Origin of the sequence: Vibrio plantisponsor (assembly GCF_013041605.1) — a bacterium.
Lineage (GTDB): Bacteria > Pseudomonadota > Gammaproteobacteria > Enterobacterales > Vibrionaceae > Vibrio > Vibrio plantisponsor.
Genome location: NZ_JABEQC010000002.1, coordinates 66,526 through 83,476, shown reverse-complemented (window position 1 = coordinate 83,476; position 16,951 = coordinate 66,526). Strand labels below are relative to the sequence as shown.

Sequence of the window (16,951 nt, the reverse complement as noted above, 5' to 3'; positions counted from 1 at the left end):
ATTTAAACAAAGTTTCAAAAGAGTTTTACATGTCGCGAACTATTATGGCCTTCGACTACGGCACCAAAAGTATTGGTAGCGCCATCGGTCAGGAAATTACTGGCACCGCCTCACCACTGAAAGCGTTCAAAGCCAATGATGGTATTCCGAATTGGGATGATATCGAAAAGCAGCTTAAAGAGTGGAAACCTGATCTTGTCGTGGTTGGTTTGCCGACCGACTTACATGGTAAAGATCTAGAAACCATTACCCCAAGAGCTAAAAAGTTTGCTCAGCGTCTTCATGGCCGCTTTGGCGTTCAGGTTGAACTGCACGATGAGCGTTTATCAACAGCGGAAGCGCGAGCTGAGCTTTTCTCGATGGGCGGATACAAAGCGCTCAGTAAAGGCAATATTGACTGCCAATCCGCGGTAATCATCTTAGAAAGCTGGTTTGAAAGCCAGTGGGGTGAATAAAACTCTACGCTGAAAGCAGAGACAAAAAACGCGCTTCATCAGCGCGTTTTTTATTAGTTCATATCGATTTTCACATTAGCCAGTGAACTTGAACTCGGAGTGTCTCCACGCTGAGTTTTTAACATCATGCGCAAATCATTGGCAGAATCGGCGCTGTGCATTGCATCTTGTTCAGTGATCTTGTCTTCCACTAGTAACTGATACAACGCTTGATCAAACGTCTGCATACCAATCTCTTTCGATTTAGCCATCGTCGATTTCAACTCGTGTAACTCTCCTTTGCGAATCAAATCTGAAACGCGAGGTGAATTGAGTAAGATCTCAAACACACCGTGGCGACCTTTACCATTTTTATCACGAATCAGTTGCTGCCCTACCACGCCACGTAAGTTCATCGACAAATCAAACAAGAACTGCTCTTTTTGTTCTTTAGGTACTAGGTGAAGAATACGCTCTAACGCTTGGTTAGCATTGTTCGCATGCAGGGTTGCCATACACAAGTGCCCTGTTTCAGCAAAGGTCATCGCGTATTCCATGGTTTCACGACTGCGGATTTCACCAATCAAAATCATGTCTGGCGCTTGGCGAAGAGAGTTCTTCAGTGCCACTTCGTAGCTTTCGGTATCTAACCCCACTTCTCGCTGAGTGACGATGCATTTTTGATGTTCGTGTACGAACTCAATCGGATCTTCAACCGTTAAGATATGTCCACTGCGATGACGATTACGATACCCCGTCATAGCTGCCATGGTGGTGGATTTACCCGAACCCGTAGCCCCCACGACCAGCACTAAGCCTCGCTTTGCAATCGCAAGATCCTGCAAAACAGCAGGCAAGTGCAATTCTTCAAATGTCGGAATTTGCGTTTCGATACGTCGAATAACTGCACCCGGCAGCTCACGTTGGAAAAAAGCACTCACCCTGAAACGTCCATTTCCTCTTACGATGGCAAAGTTCGCTTCGTGCGATGCGTTAAACTCAGCCTTACGCTCTTCATCCATCATTTCATGTAATAAAGAAAGTACCTCTTGCTGTGAAAGCTTCTCCCCTTGCGGACGCATCTCGCCATCGACACGCAACAATACCGGTGCACCGACAGTAATATATAAGTCCGACGCTTTGAGCGAGGTCATCGCTTCAAGGTAGTGATTCAATTCCATTTCATTCGCTCTTAAAAGGTAGAGATTTCAGACTCAATCTTCTTCTGTACTTCAGCGGGATCCACTAAACCTTGAGCAATCAGCTGTTTGGAGTTTTGATCCATGGTTTGCATTCCGTGAGCAGCACCGGTTTGGATGATCGAATACATCTGAGCCACTTTGTCTTCGCGGATCAAGTTACGAATTGCAGGTGTCGCCAGCATGATCTCATGGCAAGCAACTCGACCTCCGCCAGTACGTTTTAGCAGTTTCTGTGCAATCACCGCGCGTAAGGATTCAGACAACATAGAACGCACCATATCTTTATCGTTGCCCGGAAACACATCAATAATACGGTCAATGGTTTTTGCTGCCGAACTAGTGTGCAGCGTACCAAAGACAAGGTGTCCTGTTTCCGCAGCTGTCAGAGCTAAGCTAATGGTTTCTTGGTCACGCAACTCACCGACCAGAATGACATCTGGATCTTCACGCAGTGCTGAACGCAGTGCATTCTTGAAACTGTGCGTATCGCGATGAACTTCGCGTTGGTTGATCAAACACTTATCGTTGCTATGAACGAACTCGATTGGATCTTCAATGGTCAAAATATGCTTGTTGTGATTCTTGTTGATGTAATCGACCATCGCAGCCAAAGTGGTGGATTTACCAGAACCTGTTGGGCCTGTCACCAGAACCAGACCTTTCTCATAGTTGGCAATTTTTCTGAAAATCTCGGGAGCATCTAACTGGTCAAGAGTTGGAATGACTGTCGGGATAGTACGGAACACAGCAGAACAGCCGCGGGCTTGGTGGAATGCATTCACACGAAAGCGCCCTACATCCGGCAGTTCAAAAGAAAAATCCACTTCGAGTTTTTCTTCAAACTCACTGCGCTGAGCATCATTCATCACTTCAAACACTAGACGATGAACATCTGCATGGGTAAAAGCAGGCACGCCAAGCTTTCTTACTTCGCCATCTATACGTACCATAGGCGGAACACCTGCAGAAAGATGTAGATCTGACGCATTATGCTTTACACTAAAATCCAGTAACTCAGCGATATTCATTTATTTATTTTCCTTAGGGTCTGTAGACCAAATAAAGTCAGGCTATGAGTAGTATTCAACAAAATATCAAAGATATCATTTCACAAATTGAGCGCGCACAACAAAAGTGTGGACGTACTCCAGACTCAGTGCAACTTCTCGCAGTGAGTAAAACCAAACCTGTCGAGGCAGTTCTAGAAGCGGCGCAAGCCGGGCAACGCAGTTTCGGTGAAAACTACGTGCAAGAAGGCGTCGAAAAGGTTCAGTATTTTCAGCACAATCATCCCGAGCTTAAGCTAGAATGGCACTTCATTGGACCGCTGCAATCGAATAAGACTCGTCTTATTGCTGAAAATTTCGATTGGATGCATACCATTGACCGAGCCAAAATTGCGCAACGCCTCAGTGAGCAGAGACCAGCGAATCTACCGCCATTACAAGTATTGATTCAGGTTAACACCAGCGGAGAAGCTTCCAAATCAGGCATTTCCGAAAATGAAGTATTTGAACTGGCTGAATTGATTTCTGGCTTACCAAACCTCATGTTAAGAGGATTGATGTCGATTCCTGAGAACGTTTCAGACTATGAATCCCAGTTTGCTGCGTTTAAGAAACTGGCGGATTTAAAAGTAAAACTGGCTGAACGATTCCCTAATATCGACACCCTATCTATGGGGATGAGTGGCGATATGGAAGCAGCGATTGCAGCAGGCAGCACCATAGTTCGTATCGGTACCGCTGTATTTGGTCAGCGTGACTATAGTCATTAGCAAAAGACAGTCCGTAAACAAAAGACAGCCATTAACAAAAATGGCAATCGCTAACAAAAAAACTAACACTAAAATTTTTGGATAGAAGAGCAGACATGGAACAGAGAACAATCGCTTTTATTGGTGCGGGTAATATGGCTCATGCGATTATCGCAGGTCTTGTAGCCAGCGGTTATGATGCAAAGAAAATCATTGCAACAGCGCCGTCAGAGACGCGTCGCAAGCCACTGGAAGAGAAATACGGCATTCGTACCACCAGCGATAACCTTGCAGCAGCAAATGAAGCGGATGTGGTTGTGTTGGCGGTTAAACCTCAGTTAATGGCTGATGTGTGCGCACCTCTACAAGCGGTAGACTATTCAAACAAATTGGTGATCTCCATTGCTGCGGGTATTTCAGTGGCACGTTTCAATGAAATGCTGGCAACTGAACTGCAACTTGTTCGCGTGATGCCGAATACGCCATCGTTGGTAAACAAAGGCATGGCAGGTCTGTATGCAGCACAATCTGTTTCTCAAAAAGACAAGGATTTCACGTCAGAACTGATGTCTGCGGTAGGCGAAGTGTGTTGGGTAGAACAAGAGTCTGGCATCAACAGTGTGATTGCTGCGGCAGGTAGTGCGCCAGCTTATTTCTTCCTCTTCATGCAAGCGATGCAAGAAGAAGCTATGGCTCAAGGCTTTGATGAACAAACAGCGCGTCTGCTTGTCCAACAAGCGGCTCTGGGCGCTGCGGAAATGGTACAAGCCAACCCTGATGTGTCACTGGCAACACTACGCGAACAAGTGACATCTAAAGGTGGCACGACAGCTGAAGCTATCCGTACATTTAACGAAAATCATCTTTCAGAGATTGTTGCCAAAGCGATGCAAGCTGCGGTTTCAAGAGCTGAAGAGATGGAAAAACTATTTTAATTAGCGCAACTCAAACTAAGGGCTCTCTATGAATTCTATGAGTTTTCTAATCTCCACAGTGTTTGACCTTTATATCATGGTCGTGATCCTACGTATCTGGCTACAAGCAGCACGTGCAGATTTCTACAACCCATTTTCTCAATTTATTGTTAAAGCAACCCAACCTGTCGTAGCTCCACTACGCCGTGTTATTCCATCAGTAGGTAGTGTTGATTTGGCGACAGTGCTGTTTGCCTACGTACTGTGTGTTTTGAAATTTGTGGCAATGATTCTTATCGCATCAGGCGGTGCAGTCAGCTTCAGTACTGACTTCCTGTTCCTTGGGCTTCTGTCGCTGATAAAAGCAGCGGGCGGTTTACTGTTCTGGGTACTACTACTTCGCGCGATTCTAAGCTGGGTTAGCCAAGGTCGTAGCCCAATTGAGTATGTATTTCATCAACTGACAGAACCAATGCTGGCACCAATTCGTCGTATTCTGCCTCCTATGGGTGGCTTCGATCTTAGCGTGTTAGTACTGTTTATTGTGTTGCAGTTTGCCAACTTCCTGATGGGCGATATCATCGGTCCTATCTGGTATCAACTATAATGAAAGCAGCTTGGTTTGATGGTGACGACTTAATTTTACGGCTCTATATTCAGCCAAAAGCCAGTCGTGACAGCATTGTTGGTCTGCATGGTGAAGAGCTAAAAATCGCAATAACAGCTCCACCCGTTGACGGTAAAGCCAATGCCCATCTCACCAAGTATTTAGCCAAACAATGCAAAGTGGCTAAAGGGCTGATAGAAATAGAAAAAGGCGAACTTGGCAGGCATAAACAGATCAGAATTATTTCGCCTGCTGAAATACCTAAAGAAATTCAAGCCATTATTCAATAACCAAACTTTTCATTCCCCACTCCTATGTGGGGAATGTTTTTAGTCTAGATCAACAAGGAAACGACCATGCGCCAGTGGATGATAGCTCTGCTACTTACCTTTGTCGCTCTGCCAAGCTCAGCAGAGCAGTTTCACAACATCAAAGATATTGAAGTGCACTACTCTGCTTTTAATTCGACGTTTTTAACCCCTCAAGTCGCACGCAGCTATAAACTCACTCGCAATGGTTATTCTGCCATTCTGAATATTAGCGTGTTAGACACTTCATCTCTTGGCAAACCAGCAGTTGAGGCAAAAGTGTCAGGGAATGTGAGAAGTTTATTAGGTAACATTCGCGACCTTGAGTTTACTGAAATCAAGGAAGGCGAAGCCATCTACTACTTGGCTGAATTTCCGATTAACAACGAAGAAGATTTAATGTTTGATATCGACGTTAATGCTGGCAATAAAGGCGCTGGCAAAGTTAAATTCACCCAAAAATTTTATGTTGAAGAATAACGTCGAACATAGAGATAACAGAAAATGAAAAAGATTGTATTAGCGACTGGCAACCAAGGCAAAGTTCGTGAAATGGCTGACTTGCTGGCTGATTTTGGTTTCGACGTTGTCGCTCAAAGCGAATTTAATGTTTCTGAAGTGGCAGAAACAGGCACCACTTTCATTGAGAATGCGATTATCAAAGCACGCCATGCGGCGAAAGAAACTGGCTTACCAGCGATTGCTGATGATTCTGGTTTAGAAGTTGATTTCTTAAAAGGCGCACCGGGCATTTATTCCGCTCGCTACGCTGGCGAAGGCGCATCTGACCAAGAGAACCTAGAAAAACTGCTTAACGCAATGCAAGGGGTTCCTGAAGCAGAGCGTACTGCACGTTTCCACTGCGTATTGGTTCTGATGCGCCATGAAAACGATCCAACACCGATTGTCTGCCATGGTAAATGGGAAGGTCGCATTTTAGAGCAAGCACACGGCACCAACGGTTTTGGCTACGATCCTGTGTTCTTTGTCCCTGAAGACAATTGCGCTTCCGCTGAATTAGAGCCTGCCCGTAAAAAGCAGCTTTCTCACCGTGGCAAAGCACTGAAGAAACTGTTCCAAGCGATCGAAGAGCAAAATCAATAATGCTGACACCTCCTGATCTTAGCCTTTATGTACACATCCCTTGGTGTGTACAAAAATGCCCATATTGTGATTTCAACTCTCACGCACTAAAAGCTGAGATCCCAGAAGATCACTACATTGATGCTCTGCTTGAAGATCTTGATACCGATATCGAGCGTTATAAGCTTGCGGATAATCCTCGTAAACTGCATTCGATCTTTATTGGTGGTGGTACACCAAGTTTGATCTCTGCTGAGGGGATAAAGCGCTTACTGCAAGGTATTGAAGAGCGAATAGCGTTTAAACCGAATATTGAAATCACCATGGAAGCCAATCCGGGCACGATTGAAGCTGAACGATTTGCCGGATACAGAAAAGCAGGTGTTACTCGTATCTCCATCGGTGTGCAAAGTTTTGCACCTGAAAAATTAGAACGCTTAGGTCGGATTCACGGTAAAGATGAAGCTTTGCGTGCGGCGAATCTGGCGCATACCATTGGACTCACAAGCTTCAATTTAGATTTGATGCATGGTTTACCCGATCAAACCATTGAAGAAGCCTTGGCAGACCTTGATCAAGCGATTGCATTGAATCCGCCGCACTTATCTTGGTATCAGCTCACCATTGAGCCAAACACCTTATTCTATTTCAAACCGCCTACATTGCCCGATGACGATGCCCTGTGGGACATATTTGAATTAGGGCATAAGAAGCTCACTGAAGCGGGTTACGTGCAATATGAGATATCTGGCTACAGCAAGCCGGGGTATCAGTGTCAGCACAACCTGAATTACTGGCGCTTTGGCGATTACTTGGGGATTGGCTGTGGCTCTCACGGCAAGCTTAGCTTTAGTGATGGGCGCATTGTTCGCACAACTAAAGTGAAGCACCCGAAAGGCTATCTGGCGGCATTCCAGAACCTGACCAAGCCATACTTGGATTCAGAGCAGCTAGTGGCCGACGAAGACCGTCCTTTTGAGTTTTTTATGAATCGCTTCAGATTAATGGAGCCATGTCCGAAAGCCGACTTCGTCACAACCACAGGCTTAGAACTGGACGTGATTCAACCCACCATTAACTGGGCTTTGGATTTAGGTTATTTGAGCGAAGATGCTACACACTGGCAAATCACAGAAAAGGGCAAATTGTTCCTCAATGATCTGCTTGAAGCATTTATGACAGAAGAAGATTAATTCGCCATTGTAGTGAAAAGGTCGGTATCCAGACTCTGCCATACATGTAGCGCAAAATAAGAACGATAAGGTGTGACTGTCGACAAAATCTCTTGTTCACTCACACCTTCTTTTTCTGCAATCAAAGCAAGACCTCTGGCTAATGCCACATCCCCTTTTGACCACACATCCGGTAATCCAAAAAAGAAAATCGCCGTCATTTCGGCTGTCCAAGGACCAATCCCCCAAAGCTGAGTCAGTGTTTTAACTATCTCAGATTCCGGCATTATGGCGAGTTCTTCAGGAACAATCACTCTCTGCTCCAGCGCCTCTCTCACACCACAAATCGTTTTGATTTTGGCGTTCGACAGACCACACCCGCGCAGCGCTTCGCGGTTCGACTCCACAAATAAATCGTATAGCTGCTGCTCTGCCCTTAACAAAGATTCAACCCGTTGCCATATAGTGCGAGCGGCAGTATTCGAAAGTTGCTGCCCTGCGACTGAGCGAGCCAAGTAGGGAAAGAAGTCCTCTTCACCTTGCTGGGCGAGTTGTTGAATACCATTAGCTTGCAGTAATTGTTGTAAGTAAGGAAGCGCACTTGTTTGCTGCAATAATGTTTGATGAACGGCTTGTGACATCTTCCTTACCTCTCAGAGTATTAGAATATTGAGCGGCCGATACGTTGCGCTAACAACTCAAGCGCCCGTGTTCCTGCCAATGAGTTGCCGGAAGCGTCCAGCTCTGGAGACCAGACTGCAATGGTCATCTCCCCCGGAACGATAGCCACAATACCACCACCTACGCCAGATTTACCCGGCATTCCGACACGGTAAGCAAACTCACCCGCCCCATCATACAAGCCACACGTTGCCAGCAGCGCATTAACCTGTTTGCTTTGCGTCGGGCTAATAATCTCTTCACCGGTGTGAACGGATACCCCTTTATTGGCAAGATAGCTGAAGGTTTTTGCCAGTTCAACACAGCTCATTTTAAGCGCACAAGCGTGAAAGTAGTTGTTCAACACTGGTAATACATCGTTGTGGAAGTTACCAAACGAGCGCATAAGGTAAGCAATGGCCGCATTACGATCGCTATGCATCATTTCCGATGCGGCAACGACCTTATCGTAAAGAATATGCTGTTCACCGCTAAGTTGACGTGCGAAATCGAGCAAACGTTGACGAGGCGCAGACAGGCGACTGCTGAGCATATCGGCGACCACAATCGCGCCGGCATTAATAAACGGATTGCGAGGTATGCCTTGTTCAACTTCGAGCTGAATAAGAGAGTTAAATGCTTGGCCTGAAGGTTCTTTGCCAACGCGACTCCAAATCTCATCGGGTTGATAAAGCCCCATCGCCAGCGTCAAACTCAGTGCTTTTGAAATGGATTGAATTGAGAAACCTTCATCGGCATCTCCAGCTTTAATCACTTCACCTTGATTGGTATAGACTGCGATACCTAATTTGGTGTTTGGTACCTCTGCCAACGCAGGAATATAGTCAGCGACTTTTCCTTGGCCAATCAAATGTCGAACGTCATCCAGTATGTTTGTAAGTATTTCTGATGTCGGTTTCATCGAATCCACTTATCGGTGTCAAAGCGCCAGATCGATATCCAAACGCAAAGGTTAAAAAATGCCAACATTGCAGCAATGTTGGCATTTTCAAGATTCATTGAATGGATATAAAAAACTAGCTCACACGCTTGTATTTAATATCCCAAACTCCGTGACCAAGACGGTGTCCACGTTGTTCGAATTTTGTCAGTGGGCGCTCATCTGGACGAGGAATATAATCACCTTCTTGGGCGATATTTGCAAAACCAGGTGCTTGATTCATGATTTCAATCATGTGTTCTGCGTAATTTTCCCAGTCAGTTGCCATATGGAAGATACCTTCATCCACAATCAGCTTTTGACGAACCATTTCAGCAAACTCCAGCTGAACAATACGGCGTTTGTGGTGACGTTTCTTGTGCCAAGGATCTGGGAAAAACAGCTGTAATGTATGCAGGCTGTCGTCAGGAATCATATGCGCGAACACTTCTACTGCGTCGTGACACATAACACGCAGGTTAGTTACACCCGCTTCACGAGCAGCAGACAAACATGCACCAACACCTGGGCTATGAACTTCAATACCAATAAAGTTTTTCTCTGGAGCATTCTTTGCCATCTCAACCAAAGATGCGCCCATGCCAAAACCGATCTCTAAAACCACTGGGTTGTTATTGCCAAATACTTGATTCCAATCGAGCAGGCTCGTTTGATATTCGATACCCATAGTTGGCCAGCATTCTTTCATCGCTGCTTCTTGGCCTTTAGTCAGACGACCTTCGCGACGAACAAAACTGCGAATTCGACGAACGATTTTGCCATCTTCTGTGAACTCGTTAGTGGTTACTTCACTCATTGATATTGCCTGTATAAAATTTAGTCTTGAGTTTGAGGGCTGTGATTATCCAAAGAATTACTTTAGGTGCAAGCATTATTGTTGCTCAAATCAACACAAATACCCGTAGTTTTTGTCTGTTTTACATCCTGAGCATTATGTGGTGCAATTTTGCCCCATTATTTTAATAAATATAGATGAGTAAAGTCGTGACCCCTTTCGCTAAGGCAATTCTCACTTGGTATGACAGCTACGGTCGTAAAAATCTGCCATGGCAGCAAAATAAAACCGCATACAGCGTCTGGCTGTCGGAAATTATGCTCCAGCAGACGCAAGTTGCTACCGTGATCCCTTACTACGAGCGATTTATGCAGCGCTTTCCTACGGTGACAGATCTGGCGAATGCAGAACAAGATGAAGTTCTCCATTACTGGACAGGGCTTGGTTACTACGCGCGAGCTCGTAATCTTCATAAAGCAGCCAAAACGGTGGCTGAGCAATACAACGGTGAATTTCCAACGGATATTGAAGCAATGAATGCTCTGCCCGGTGTTGGTCGCTCTACCGCTGCCGCTGTTCTATCGTCAGTTCACAAACAGCCACACGCTATTCTAGACGGAAACGTGAAGCGTACTTTGGCCCGCAGCTTCGCTGTTGAAGGTTGGCCTGGAAAGAAAAACGTCGAAAATCAACTTTGGCAATACGCTGAAATGCATACGCCAAAGCAAGATGTCGACAAATACAATCAAGCCATGATGGATATGGGGGCGATGATCTGCACTCGCTCAAAGCCGAAATGCAGCTTGTGCCCAGTTGAAGAGTTTTGTCAGGCAAAACAACAAGGTAATCCTTTGGATTATCCGGGTAAAAAACCCAAAACAACCAAACCTGAAAAAGAGACTTGGTTTGTGATTCTACGTCATGGCAACGAAGTGTGGCTTGAACAACGTCCTCAAAGCGGTATCTGGGGTGGACTCTTTTGCTTTCCAGAAAACAGTGATTCAAAGATTGAAAACGCTTTGGATAAAAGAGCTATTCACGACAAGCAAGTTCTATCTAAGAAGCAACTTATCGCTTTTCGCCACACTTTTAGTCACTATCACCTCGATATCACCCCTGTTTTGCTAGAGTTATCCTCCAAACCGGAGATGATAATGGAAGCTGGCAAAGGTCTTTGGTATAACTTAAACAAACCTGAACAAGTTGGCTTAGCTGCACCAGTAAAACAGTTATTACAAAGCCTTCTGTATGAGATTTAACTAAGAGGAAATCCTTATGAGCCGCACGGTATTTTGTGCTCGACTAGAAAAAGAAGCTGATGGTTTGGATTTTCAGCTTTACCCAGGTGAACTCGGTAAACGTATTTTCGACAACATTTCCAAAGAAGCTTGGGGTCAATGGCAAGCAAAACAAACCATGTTGATCAACGAGAAAAAGCTCAACATGATGGATCCTGAGCATCGTAAATTACTTGAACAAGAGATGGTGAACTTCTTGTTCGAAGGCAAAGATGTCCATATCGAAGGCTATACTCCGCCAAGCAAATAACCGATTGGCCAACAGTAGATAAAGAAAAACCCTATTTTATCGAAGGAAAATAAATGACATCATTAGCTCGGAGTCTGTCGATTCTAGGTTGAGATGTCATTTTTATTTAAGCCCATCAAACGGAATAGAAATCAGTTTGAGGCTGCTATGAGGAGCGCATGAGAAAGCTTGCTTACTGTGTTATTGCCCTAATGCTGGTTGGATGTAGTCGCGAATTCGTCGAAAGTATTTACGATGTGAACTATGAACCAACTAACCGTTTCGCAAAAAATTTAGCCCAGCTTCCGGGGCAGTTTGAAAAAGATACAGCAGCACTTGATGCGCTCATCAGTAGCTTTTCTGGCAACATTGAAAAGCGTTGGGGTAGCCGAGAAATTAAAGTTGCCGGTAAAAGTAACTACGTAAAATATATAGATAATTATCTCAGCCGAGCCGAAGTAAACTTCCAACAAGGCAAAATTATTGTTGAGACTGTCTCCCCGACAGATCCTGAAGGGCACTTAAAACGAGCGATTGTTACGACCTTACTCACCCCAGATGATCCAATGAACGTTGACCTTTTTTCTTCGCAAGAGATTGAATTAAAAGGACAACCATTTCTATACAATCAAGTATTAGATCAAGACAAACAGCCTATCCAATGGGGCTGGCGGGCGAACCGTTTTGCCGATTATCTGATTGCGAACAAGATCAAAGTGAAGCAAGTAGATTTCAAAAAAGCCTACTACGTTGAGATTCCTATGGTGGAGGATCAGATTCAGATCCGAAGTTATCAATACGCCAACATAGTACAAAAGGCGTCGCGCAAATATGACATTCCAGAGGATCTCATTTACGCCATCATCAAAACAGAAAGCAGTTTTAACCCTTACGCAGTCAGCTGGGCCAATGCGTATGGCTTGATGCAGGTGGTACCCAAAACGGCTGGGCGAGACGTGTATAAACTGGTGAAAAACAAGTCTGGTCAGCCATCGCCAGAGTATTTGTTTAATCCGGAAAACAACATTGATACGGGTACTGCGTATTTCTACATCCTAAAAAATCGTTATTTAAAAGATGTTCGCAACCCTACGTCTCTTGAATACAGCATGATTTCTGCCTACAACGGTGGCACTGGTGGTGTGCTTAACACCTTTAGCAGAGACAGAAAAAGAGCGATGTCTGATCTGAATTCACTGCAACCAAATCAAGTTTATTGGGCGCTGACAAAAAAACATCCTAATTCTGAATCGCGCCGTTATCTGGAAAAAGTGACGAAATATAAGAAAGAATTCAACGCACAGTGATAAAAAACGGTCAATTAGCTCAAAACAACAGCGATCAACACGATTTTTAGTTTTTTTATAAAAAACAGGTTGACGCAGAGAGGGAAAATCCGTTTAATAGCGCTCCGTTGCCCGGATAGCTCAGTCGGTAGAGCAGAGGATTGAAAATCCTCGTGTCGGTGGTTCGATTCCGCCTCCGGGCACCACAATTTGATTGTTGGTGTCTTAAGACATCAATACGTTAGCAAAGAATATTAGTGTGCCGACTTAGCTCAGTAGGTAGAGCAACTGACTTGTAATCAGTAGGTCACCAGTTCGATTCCGGTAGTCGGCACCATTCTTTTGCCTCGATAGCTCAGTCGGTAGAGCAGAGGATTGAAAATCCTCGTGTCGGTGGTTCGATTCCGCCTCGAGGCACCATTATTTGGTGCGATTATTCCTTTAGTTAGGAATACACACAAATAATTCCCCCTTAGTTCAGTCGGTAGAACGGCGGACTGTTAATCCGTATGTCGCAAGTTCAAGTCTTGCAGGGGGAGCCACTTTTAAAGCCAAGTCGAAAGACTTGGCTTTTTTCATTTTTGTCATTTATAAATCGATTCCCCCTAATCTCCCCTTCCATTCCTTTCACGACAGCACTATAGGTTTTTCTGTGATCTGCTTAACCAATACTATTCGTCCATTCGTTCATAACTTATTTTGCGCCGAAAATTTAATCAATCTCATAGTTTGAGCATTTGGGCTTACCCACATAGATGTTAACCGTCTATGATTCACGAATACCAATAATCAACTTTTATGTCAGTTATCTTGCTACTCAACTGGATGAGAATCTATTCATGAAATTAAAAACACAAGCTTACTTTTTGTCTGGAATTATCCTCGCCGCGCTTTTAGCTCTAACAATTTCAGGCTTATGGACGTTGAAAGTAGCGAGTAACTTAGACAACAAAGCTCGCGTAACTGAATTGTTTAAAAGTGCCTACAGCATTTTGCGTGAAGTAGAAAAGATGGCAGAAGAAGGCTTAATGCCAGAAACAGAAGCCAAACAACTCGCTACACGTCTTCTTCGTAACAATATCTATAAAGACAATGAGTACGTTTATGTTGCTGATGAAAAAATGAATTTTGTGGCGACACCACTTGACCCACAGCTGCATGGAACAAGTTTCAACGACTTTAAAGATGGGGATGGAAAGAGTGTTGGCGCTTTGATTCAAAAAGTCTTGGGTAATCAAACGAAAAGCATAGTCGAATACACGTGGACTCAAAAGCAAGCAGACGGCTCCATCGAAGAAAAACTCTCTATTGCCCAAAAAACACCGCACTGGGGTTGGGTTGTTGGGACAGGTATCGGCTTTAATGAAGCAAATGCTCGTTTTTGGTCAACGGCCCAATGGCAGCTGACGCTTTGTGTTGTTATTGCAGCCTTCATTCTTTCACTGCTTATCTACGCAATTCGAAAAATGCTGCTACTTCTTGGCGGAGAACCAAAAGATGTACTCAATGCTGTTCAAGACGTTGCTAAAGGCAGTATTCAAACCAGTTTCGAAAAAGATGCCCCAGCAGGAAGCATCTATCAAGCCGTTCAACAAATGAGCCAGTCTCTTGCTCTTCTCGTCAATAACTTAGAAACATCAATGAATGCATTACGCAATGAGCTCACTAATCTAGAACAACGCTCTGTATCCATTACACAGCTAACTGACACACAAAACCAATCTACAGCGATGATTGCAACTGCAATGACTGAAATGGCTTCATCGGCAAATCACGTGGCAGAATCATCAAAAGATACAGCAGTAAACACAGATCAAGCCGATCAGCAGAGCCAGCACACCCAAGAACTAATCCATCACACTGTAAATAATATTCAAGGGCTGGCAAAACAGCTTGAAAGTGCAAGTAATGCCGTTTCAGAACTAGACCATGATGTAAATAACATTGCTAAAGTGCTGGATGTTATAGGTGATATAGCTGAGCAAACCAACCTTCTAGCATTAAACGCTGCTATTGAAGCAGCTAGGGCTGGCGAACAAGGACGAGGATTTGCTGTAGTTGCTGACGAAGTTCGCAACCTTGCAGGAAGAACGCAAGAAAGCACGAAAGAAATTCAAAAAATGATCAGCAATTTACAATCAGGTTCCCAGAATGCCATTAAAGCAATGCAAATCTGTGCTGAAACAAGCCAAAACACCGTTGTAGAATCAGAACATGCCTCAGATGCGCTACAACAGATCGTCATTGCTCTGGAATCAATTTCGCAAATGACTCACCAGATTGCAACGGCAGCGGCAGAGCAGACACAAGTCGGTGATGACATCGCTAAACGAATTAATATGATAGAAGAAAGCTCGGTACAACTAAGTCGAGTAGTAAACGAAAGTAACAGCAGTACCCAAACTTTGGACACACTCTCAAACGAACTTGAACAGTGGGTGAACAAATTCACTGTTAAGCATTGATCCGTCTTACTTAGCAATATCTAAATAGTCACGGTAGAAGCTTTTACTCTTCAAAGCTTCTACCTATTCTAAGCCGCAAATACCCACCACATCATCCCTTCACTAATAAGGCTTTATTAACAGATATCCCCGCTATTTATTAACGAAAATGGGCAAAAACAAGCCACTAAGTATAGAAAAGCAACAAACGATATTTTTTTTGCAATTTAGTGTTGACGTTAAATGCGAAAAACCTTTTAATACACCCCGTTGCCTCGATAGCTCAGTCGGTAGAGCAGAGGATTGAAAATCCTCGTGTCGGTGGTTCGATTCCGCCTCGAGGCACCATATTTAAGTTGTTGGTGTTTAGAACGAGCAACAGAAAGAAAATTTGGGCCGACTTAGCTCAGTAGGTAGAGCAACTGACTTGTAATCAGTAGGTCACCAGTTCGATTCCGGTAGTCGGCACCATTCTTTCAAACTTGTCACCTCGATAAGTAAAAAAAAACAATTCCCCCTTAGTTCAGTCGGTAGAACGGCGGACTGTTAATCCGTATGTCGCAAGTTCAAGTCTTGCAGGGGGAGCCACTTTCATTGATGAGTATATTTATACTTGTTGATAAAGCCGACTTAGCTCAGTAGGTAGAGCAACTGACTTGTAATCAGTAGGTCACCAGTTCGATTCCGGTAGTCGGCACCATTATTAAAAACATATCTAAGATATGTAAAAGCAATTCCCCCTTAGTTCAGTCGGTAGAACGGCGGACTGTTAATCCGTATGTCGCAAGTTCAAGTCTTGCAGGGGGAGCCACTTTTGAAGCCAAGTCGAAAGACTTGGCTTTTTTCTATCTGCAATTTGTTTGTCTGTCTGTCATTTAAGATAGCGACAGCTTCCAATAGCGGTAAAAAAAGGGCAAGCTCTGCTTACCCTTTTGATTTCGATTCAATTTACTTAAAGCCTTTTTCTTTTTTGATTAAATCGTAAGCCTGTTGAATTTCCTGAGACTTTTCTTTGGCAACATTCATCATCTCTGGTGGCAAGCCTTTAGCCATCAATTTGTCTGGGTGGTGTTCATTCATCAACTTACGATAAGCGCGCTTAATCTCTTTATCATCGGCACTTTCACTCACACCAAGCACAGAATAGGCATCCGCCAATCTATCTTTAGTTGACGCTTGTTGCCACTGCCCTCCCCCAGAAGAATGTTGCTGATGTTGATGCCCGCCAAATCCACCACCATGCTGGAAACGGAAAGACGCTTCTTGCATACGTAAGCGACTTTCTAGTTGCTCGGAAGAAAACCCTAAGCCTCGCGCAATCTTATGCAGTACATTTCGTTCGCTTGGATGAATATCTCCATCAGCAAAAGCAGCTGATATTTGTAGTTCCAAGAAGAACTGCATTAAATCAAATCGGCCACCAGTGGAGATACGCACTTTCTCGAGAACATTTTCCAAAGGAAAATTTGCGTCCTTCCCCTCACGGAAAGCATTCTGTGCCGCCAACCTTTGTTCACCATGCAGACTCATGCGATCCATCATGATGCTCGCGAGCTGGATCTCTTCTTTTGTGACTTTGCCTTTTGCTTTCGCAACATGTCCCATCACGGAAAATGCCGCTTTAAAGAACTCTTCTTGTCTTTCTGCTTGGCTTGGACCAGAACCAAACGATCCTGTATGAAAACCCGCTTGATTTAAACGTCTAGCTTTATCAAATTGATGTCCAAGAAATAGACCAAAAATGGCGCCAACGGGTCCTCCGAACAGAAAGCCGAAGAAAGCGCCAAGAATTTTGCCAAAAATATGCATTATGTGCTCTCAA

General features: G+C 44.3%; 18 protein-coding genes and 9 tRNA genes. 21 read left to right on the top strand and 6 right to left on the bottom strand.

The genetic code is table 11. The features are described 5' to 3' along the window. Positions 1 to 29 precede the first annotated feature (29 nt). Positions 30 to 455: a Holliday junction resolvase RuvX gene (gene ruvX / locus HKI82_RS03780; protein WP_042489189.1), complete on the top strand. Its 426-nt coding sequence runs from the start codon at positions 30 to 32 to the stop codon at positions 453 to 455. Positions 456 to 508: 53 nt separating this feature from the next. Here the strand turns inward: ruvX and HKI82_RS03775 are convergent, their stop codons facing one another. Further along, complete coding sequence (locus HKI82_RS03775; RefSeq protein ID WP_171137261.1) at positions 509 to 1,615, bottom strand: PilT/PilU family type 4a pilus ATPase; 1,107 nt, start codon at positions 1,613 to 1,615, stop codon at positions 509 to 511. Between the two features lie 11 nt (positions 1,616 to 1,626). Further along, positions 1,627 to 2,664, bottom strand: a complete 1,038-nt coding sequence (locus HKI82_RS03770) for a type IV pilus twitching motility protein PilT (RefSeq protein ID WP_171137260.1) — start codon at positions 2,662 to 2,664, stop codon at positions 1,627 to 1,629. Positions 2,665 to 2,708: 44 nt separating this feature from the next. On the opposite strand from HKI82_RS03770, the gene HKI82_RS03765 reads away from it, so the two are divergent. From HKI82_RS03765 to hemW, 7 genes are all read left to right on the top strand, one after another. Then, positions 2,709 to 3,413 carry a YggS family pyridoxal phosphate-dependent enzyme gene (locus tag HKI82_RS03765; protein ID WP_102942716.1) on the top strand — a complete coding sequence of 235 codons (705 nt, stop codon included), beginning with the start codon at positions 2,709 to 2,711 and terminating at the stop codon, positions 3,411 to 3,413. A gap of 95 nt (positions 3,414 to 3,508) precedes the next feature. Further along, positions 3,509 to 4,327, top strand: coding sequence for a pyrroline-5-carboxylate reductase (gene proC / locus HKI82_RS03760; protein WP_102942717.1), 819 nt, complete (start codon positions 3,509 to 3,511; stop codon positions 4,325 to 4,327). A 28-nt stretch (positions 4,328 to 4,355) separates the two neighbouring features. Next, a complete protein-coding gene (locus HKI82_RS03755) occupies positions 4,356 to 4,913 on the top strand; it encodes a YggT family protein (RefSeq protein ID WP_167413112.1) in 558 nt (185 codons plus the stop codon). Then, positions 4,913 to 5,203 carry a DUF167 family protein YggU gene (yggU, locus tag HKI82_RS03750; RefSeq protein WP_102955634.1) on the top strand — a complete coding sequence of 97 codons (291 nt, stop codon included), beginning with the start codon at positions 4,913 to 4,915 and terminating at the stop codon, positions 5,201 to 5,203. Before HKI82_RS03755 ends, yggU begins: the two co-directional genes overlap by 1 nt. A 66-nt stretch (positions 5,204 to 5,269) precedes the next feature. Continuing rightward, the gene (locus HKI82_RS03745; RefSeq protein WP_171137259.1) at positions 5,270 to 5,701 is read left to right on the top strand and encodes a DUF4426 domain-containing protein; all 432 of its coding nucleotides are present in this window, start codon (positions 5,270 to 5,272) and stop codon (positions 5,699 to 5,701) included. A 24-nt stretch (positions 5,702 to 5,725) separates the two neighbouring features. Then, a complete protein-coding gene (locus tag HKI82_RS03740) occupies positions 5,726 to 6,325 on the top strand; it encodes an XTP/dITP diphosphatase (protein ID WP_171137258.1) in 600 nt (199 codons plus the stop codon). After that, complete coding sequence (gene hemW / locus HKI82_RS03735) at positions 6,325 to 7,497, top strand: radical SAM family heme chaperone HemW (RefSeq protein ID WP_171137257.1); 1,173 nt, start codon at positions 6,325 to 6,327, stop codon at positions 7,495 to 7,497. The genes HKI82_RS03740 and hemW overlap by 1 nt, the downstream gene beginning before the upstream one ends. On the opposite strand, the gene HKI82_RS03730 is transcribed toward hemW, so the two are convergent. The 3 genes from HKI82_RS03730 to trmB all read right to left on the bottom strand — a co-directional run bounded on the left by HKI82_RS03730 (position 7,494) and on the right by trmB (position 9,893). Continuing rightward, on the bottom strand, positions 7,494 to 8,117 hold the full coding sequence (locus HKI82_RS03730) for a DNA-3-methyladenine glycosylase family protein (protein WP_171137256.1): 624 nt from the start codon (positions 8,115 to 8,117) through the stop codon (positions 7,494 to 7,496). The two genes, hemW and HKI82_RS03730, sit on opposite strands and share 4 nt — an antisense overlap. Positions 8,118 to 8,137: 20 nt before the next feature. Further along, positions 8,138 to 9,058, bottom strand: a complete 921-nt coding sequence (glsB, locus tag HKI82_RS03725; RefSeq protein ID WP_042489217.1) for a glutaminase B — start codon at positions 9,056 to 9,058, stop codon at positions 8,138 to 8,140. A gap of 115 nt (positions 9,059 to 9,173) precedes the next feature. Continuing rightward, positions 9,174 to 9,893 (bottom strand): tRNA (guanosine(46)-N7)-methyltransferase TrmB, encoded by a 720-nt coding sequence (trmB, locus tag HKI82_RS03720; RefSeq protein ID WP_171137255.1) that lies wholly within the window; start codon positions 9,891 to 9,893, stop codon positions 9,174 to 9,176. Between the two features lie 188 nt (positions 9,894 to 10,081). Between trmB and mutY the strand changes: the two genes are divergently transcribed. The 13 genes from mutY (at position 10,082) to HKI82_RS03655 (ending at position 15,940) form a co-directional block, all read left to right on the top strand. Continuing rightward, positions 10,082 to 11,131 (top strand): A/G-specific adenine glycosylase, encoded by a 1,050-nt coding sequence (gene mutY / locus HKI82_RS03715; protein ID WP_171137386.1) that lies wholly within the window; start codon positions 10,082 to 10,084, stop codon positions 11,129 to 11,131. A 16-nt stretch (positions 11,132 to 11,147) separates the two neighbouring features. Further along, positions 11,148 to 11,420: an oxidative damage protection protein gene (locus HKI82_RS03710; protein WP_042489224.1), complete on the top strand. Its 273-nt coding sequence runs from the start codon at positions 11,148 to 11,150 to the stop codon at positions 11,418 to 11,420. 158 nt (positions 11,421 to 11,578) lie between these two features. Further along, positions 11,579 to 12,706: a membrane-bound lytic murein transglycosylase MltC gene (mltC, locus tag HKI82_RS03705; protein ID WP_042489227.1), complete on the top strand. Its 1,128-nt coding sequence runs from the start codon at positions 11,579 to 11,581 to the stop codon at positions 12,704 to 12,706. Positions 12,707 to 12,815: 109 nt separating this feature from the next. Further along, positions 12,816 to 12,891 (top strand) — tRNA-Phe (locus HKI82_RS03700). Between the two features lie 55 nt (positions 12,892 to 12,946). Further along, positions 12,947 to 13,022 (top strand) — tRNA-Thr (locus HKI82_RS03695). Between the two features lie 7 nt (positions 13,023 to 13,029). Beyond that, positions 13,030 to 13,105 (top strand) — tRNA-Phe (locus tag HKI82_RS03690). 46 nt (positions 13,106 to 13,151) lie between these two features. Then, positions 13,152 to 13,227, top strand: a tRNA-Asn gene (locus tag HKI82_RS03685). Between the two features lie 297 nt (positions 13,228 to 13,524). Further along, entirely contained in the window at positions 13,525 to 15,150 is a 1,626-nt protein-coding gene (locus tag HKI82_RS03680; protein WP_102942726.1) for a methyl-accepting chemotaxis protein, read from the top strand. A gap of 251 nt (positions 15,151 to 15,401) precedes the next feature. After that, a tRNA-Phe gene (locus tag HKI82_RS03675) sits at positions 15,402 to 15,477 on the top strand. A gap of 47 nt (positions 15,478 to 15,524) precedes the next feature. Then, positions 15,525 to 15,600, top strand: a tRNA-Thr gene (locus tag HKI82_RS03670). Between the two features lie 41 nt (positions 15,601 to 15,641). Beyond that, positions 15,642 to 15,717: transfer RNA gene (locus tag HKI82_RS03665), tRNA-Asn, on the top strand. 36 nt (positions 15,718 to 15,753) lie between these two features. Beyond that, positions 15,754 to 15,829, top strand: a tRNA-Thr gene (locus tag HKI82_RS03660). 35 nt (positions 15,830 to 15,864) lie between these two features. After that, positions 15,865 to 15,940 (top strand) — tRNA-Asn (locus HKI82_RS03655). A 137-nt stretch (positions 15,941 to 16,077) separates the two neighbouring features. Here HKI82_RS03655 and djlA read toward each other — a convergent pair. Further along, entirely contained in the window at positions 16,078 to 16,938 is an 861-nt protein-coding gene (gene djlA, locus HKI82_RS03650; protein WP_102942727.1) for a co-chaperone DjlA, read from the bottom strand. Between the last annotated feature and the right edge of the window lie 13 nt (positions 16,939 to 16,951).

Bases quoted from the DNA above. Each gene is read 5' to 3' on its own strand.
- ruvX (WP_042489189.1), top strand. From the start codon at position 30: ATGTCGCGAACTATTATGGCCTTCGACTACGGCACCAAAAGTATTGGT.
- HKI82_RS03775 (WP_171137261.1), bottom strand. From the start codon at position 1,615: ATGGAATTGAATCACTACCTTGAAGCGATGACCTCGCTCAAAGCGTCG.
- HKI82_RS03770 (WP_171137260.1), bottom strand. From the start codon at position 2,664: ATGAATATCGCTGAGTTACTGGATTTTAGTGTAAAGCATAATGCGTCA.
- HKI82_RS03765 (WP_102942716.1), top strand. From the start codon at position 2,709: ATGAGTAGTATTCAACAAAATATCAAAGATATCATTTCACAAATTGAG.
- proC (WP_102942717.1), top strand. From the start codon at position 3,509: ATGGAACAGAGAACAATCGCTTTTATTGGTGCGGGTAATATGGCTCAT.
- HKI82_RS03755 (WP_167413112.1), top strand. From the start codon at position 4,356: ATGAATTCTATGAGTTTTCTAATCTCCACAGTGTTTGACCTTTATATC.
- yggU (WP_102955634.1), top strand. From the start codon at position 4,913: ATGAAAGCAGCTTGGTTTGATGGTGACGACTTAATTTTACGGCTCTAT.
- HKI82_RS03745 (WP_171137259.1), top strand. From the start codon at position 5,270: ATGCGCCAGTGGATGATAGCTCTGCTACTTACCTTTGTCGCTCTGCCA.
- HKI82_RS03740 (WP_171137258.1), top strand. From the start codon at position 5,726: ATGAAAAAGATTGTATTAGCGACTGGCAACCAAGGCAAAGTTCGTGAA.
- hemW (WP_171137257.1), top strand. From the start codon at position 6,325: ATGCTGACACCTCCTGATCTTAGCCTTTATGTACACATCCCTTGGTGT.
- HKI82_RS03730 (WP_171137256.1), bottom strand. From the start codon at position 8,117: ATGTCACAAGCCGTTCATCAAACATTATTGCAGCAAACAAGTGCGCTT.
- glsB (WP_042489217.1), bottom strand. From the start codon at position 9,058: ATGAAACCGACATCAGAAATACTTACAAACATACTGGATGACGTTCGA.
- trmB (WP_171137255.1), bottom strand. From the start codon at position 9,893: ATGAGTGAAGTAACCACTAACGAGTTCACAGAAGATGGCAAAATCGTT.
- HKI82_RS03710 (WP_042489224.1), top strand. From the start codon at position 11,148: ATGAGCCGCACGGTATTTTGTGCTCGACTAGAAAAAGAAGCTGATGGT.
- mltC (WP_042489227.1), top strand. From the start codon at position 11,579: ATGAGAAAGCTTGCTTACTGTGTTATTGCCCTAATGCTGGTTGGATGT.
- HKI82_RS03680 (WP_102942726.1), top strand. From the start codon at position 13,525: ATGAAATTAAAAACACAAGCTTACTTTTTGTCTGGAATTATCCTCGCC.
- djlA (WP_102942727.1), bottom strand. From the start codon at position 16,938: ATGCATATTTTTGGCAAAATTCTTGGCGCTTTCTTCGGCTTTCTGTTC.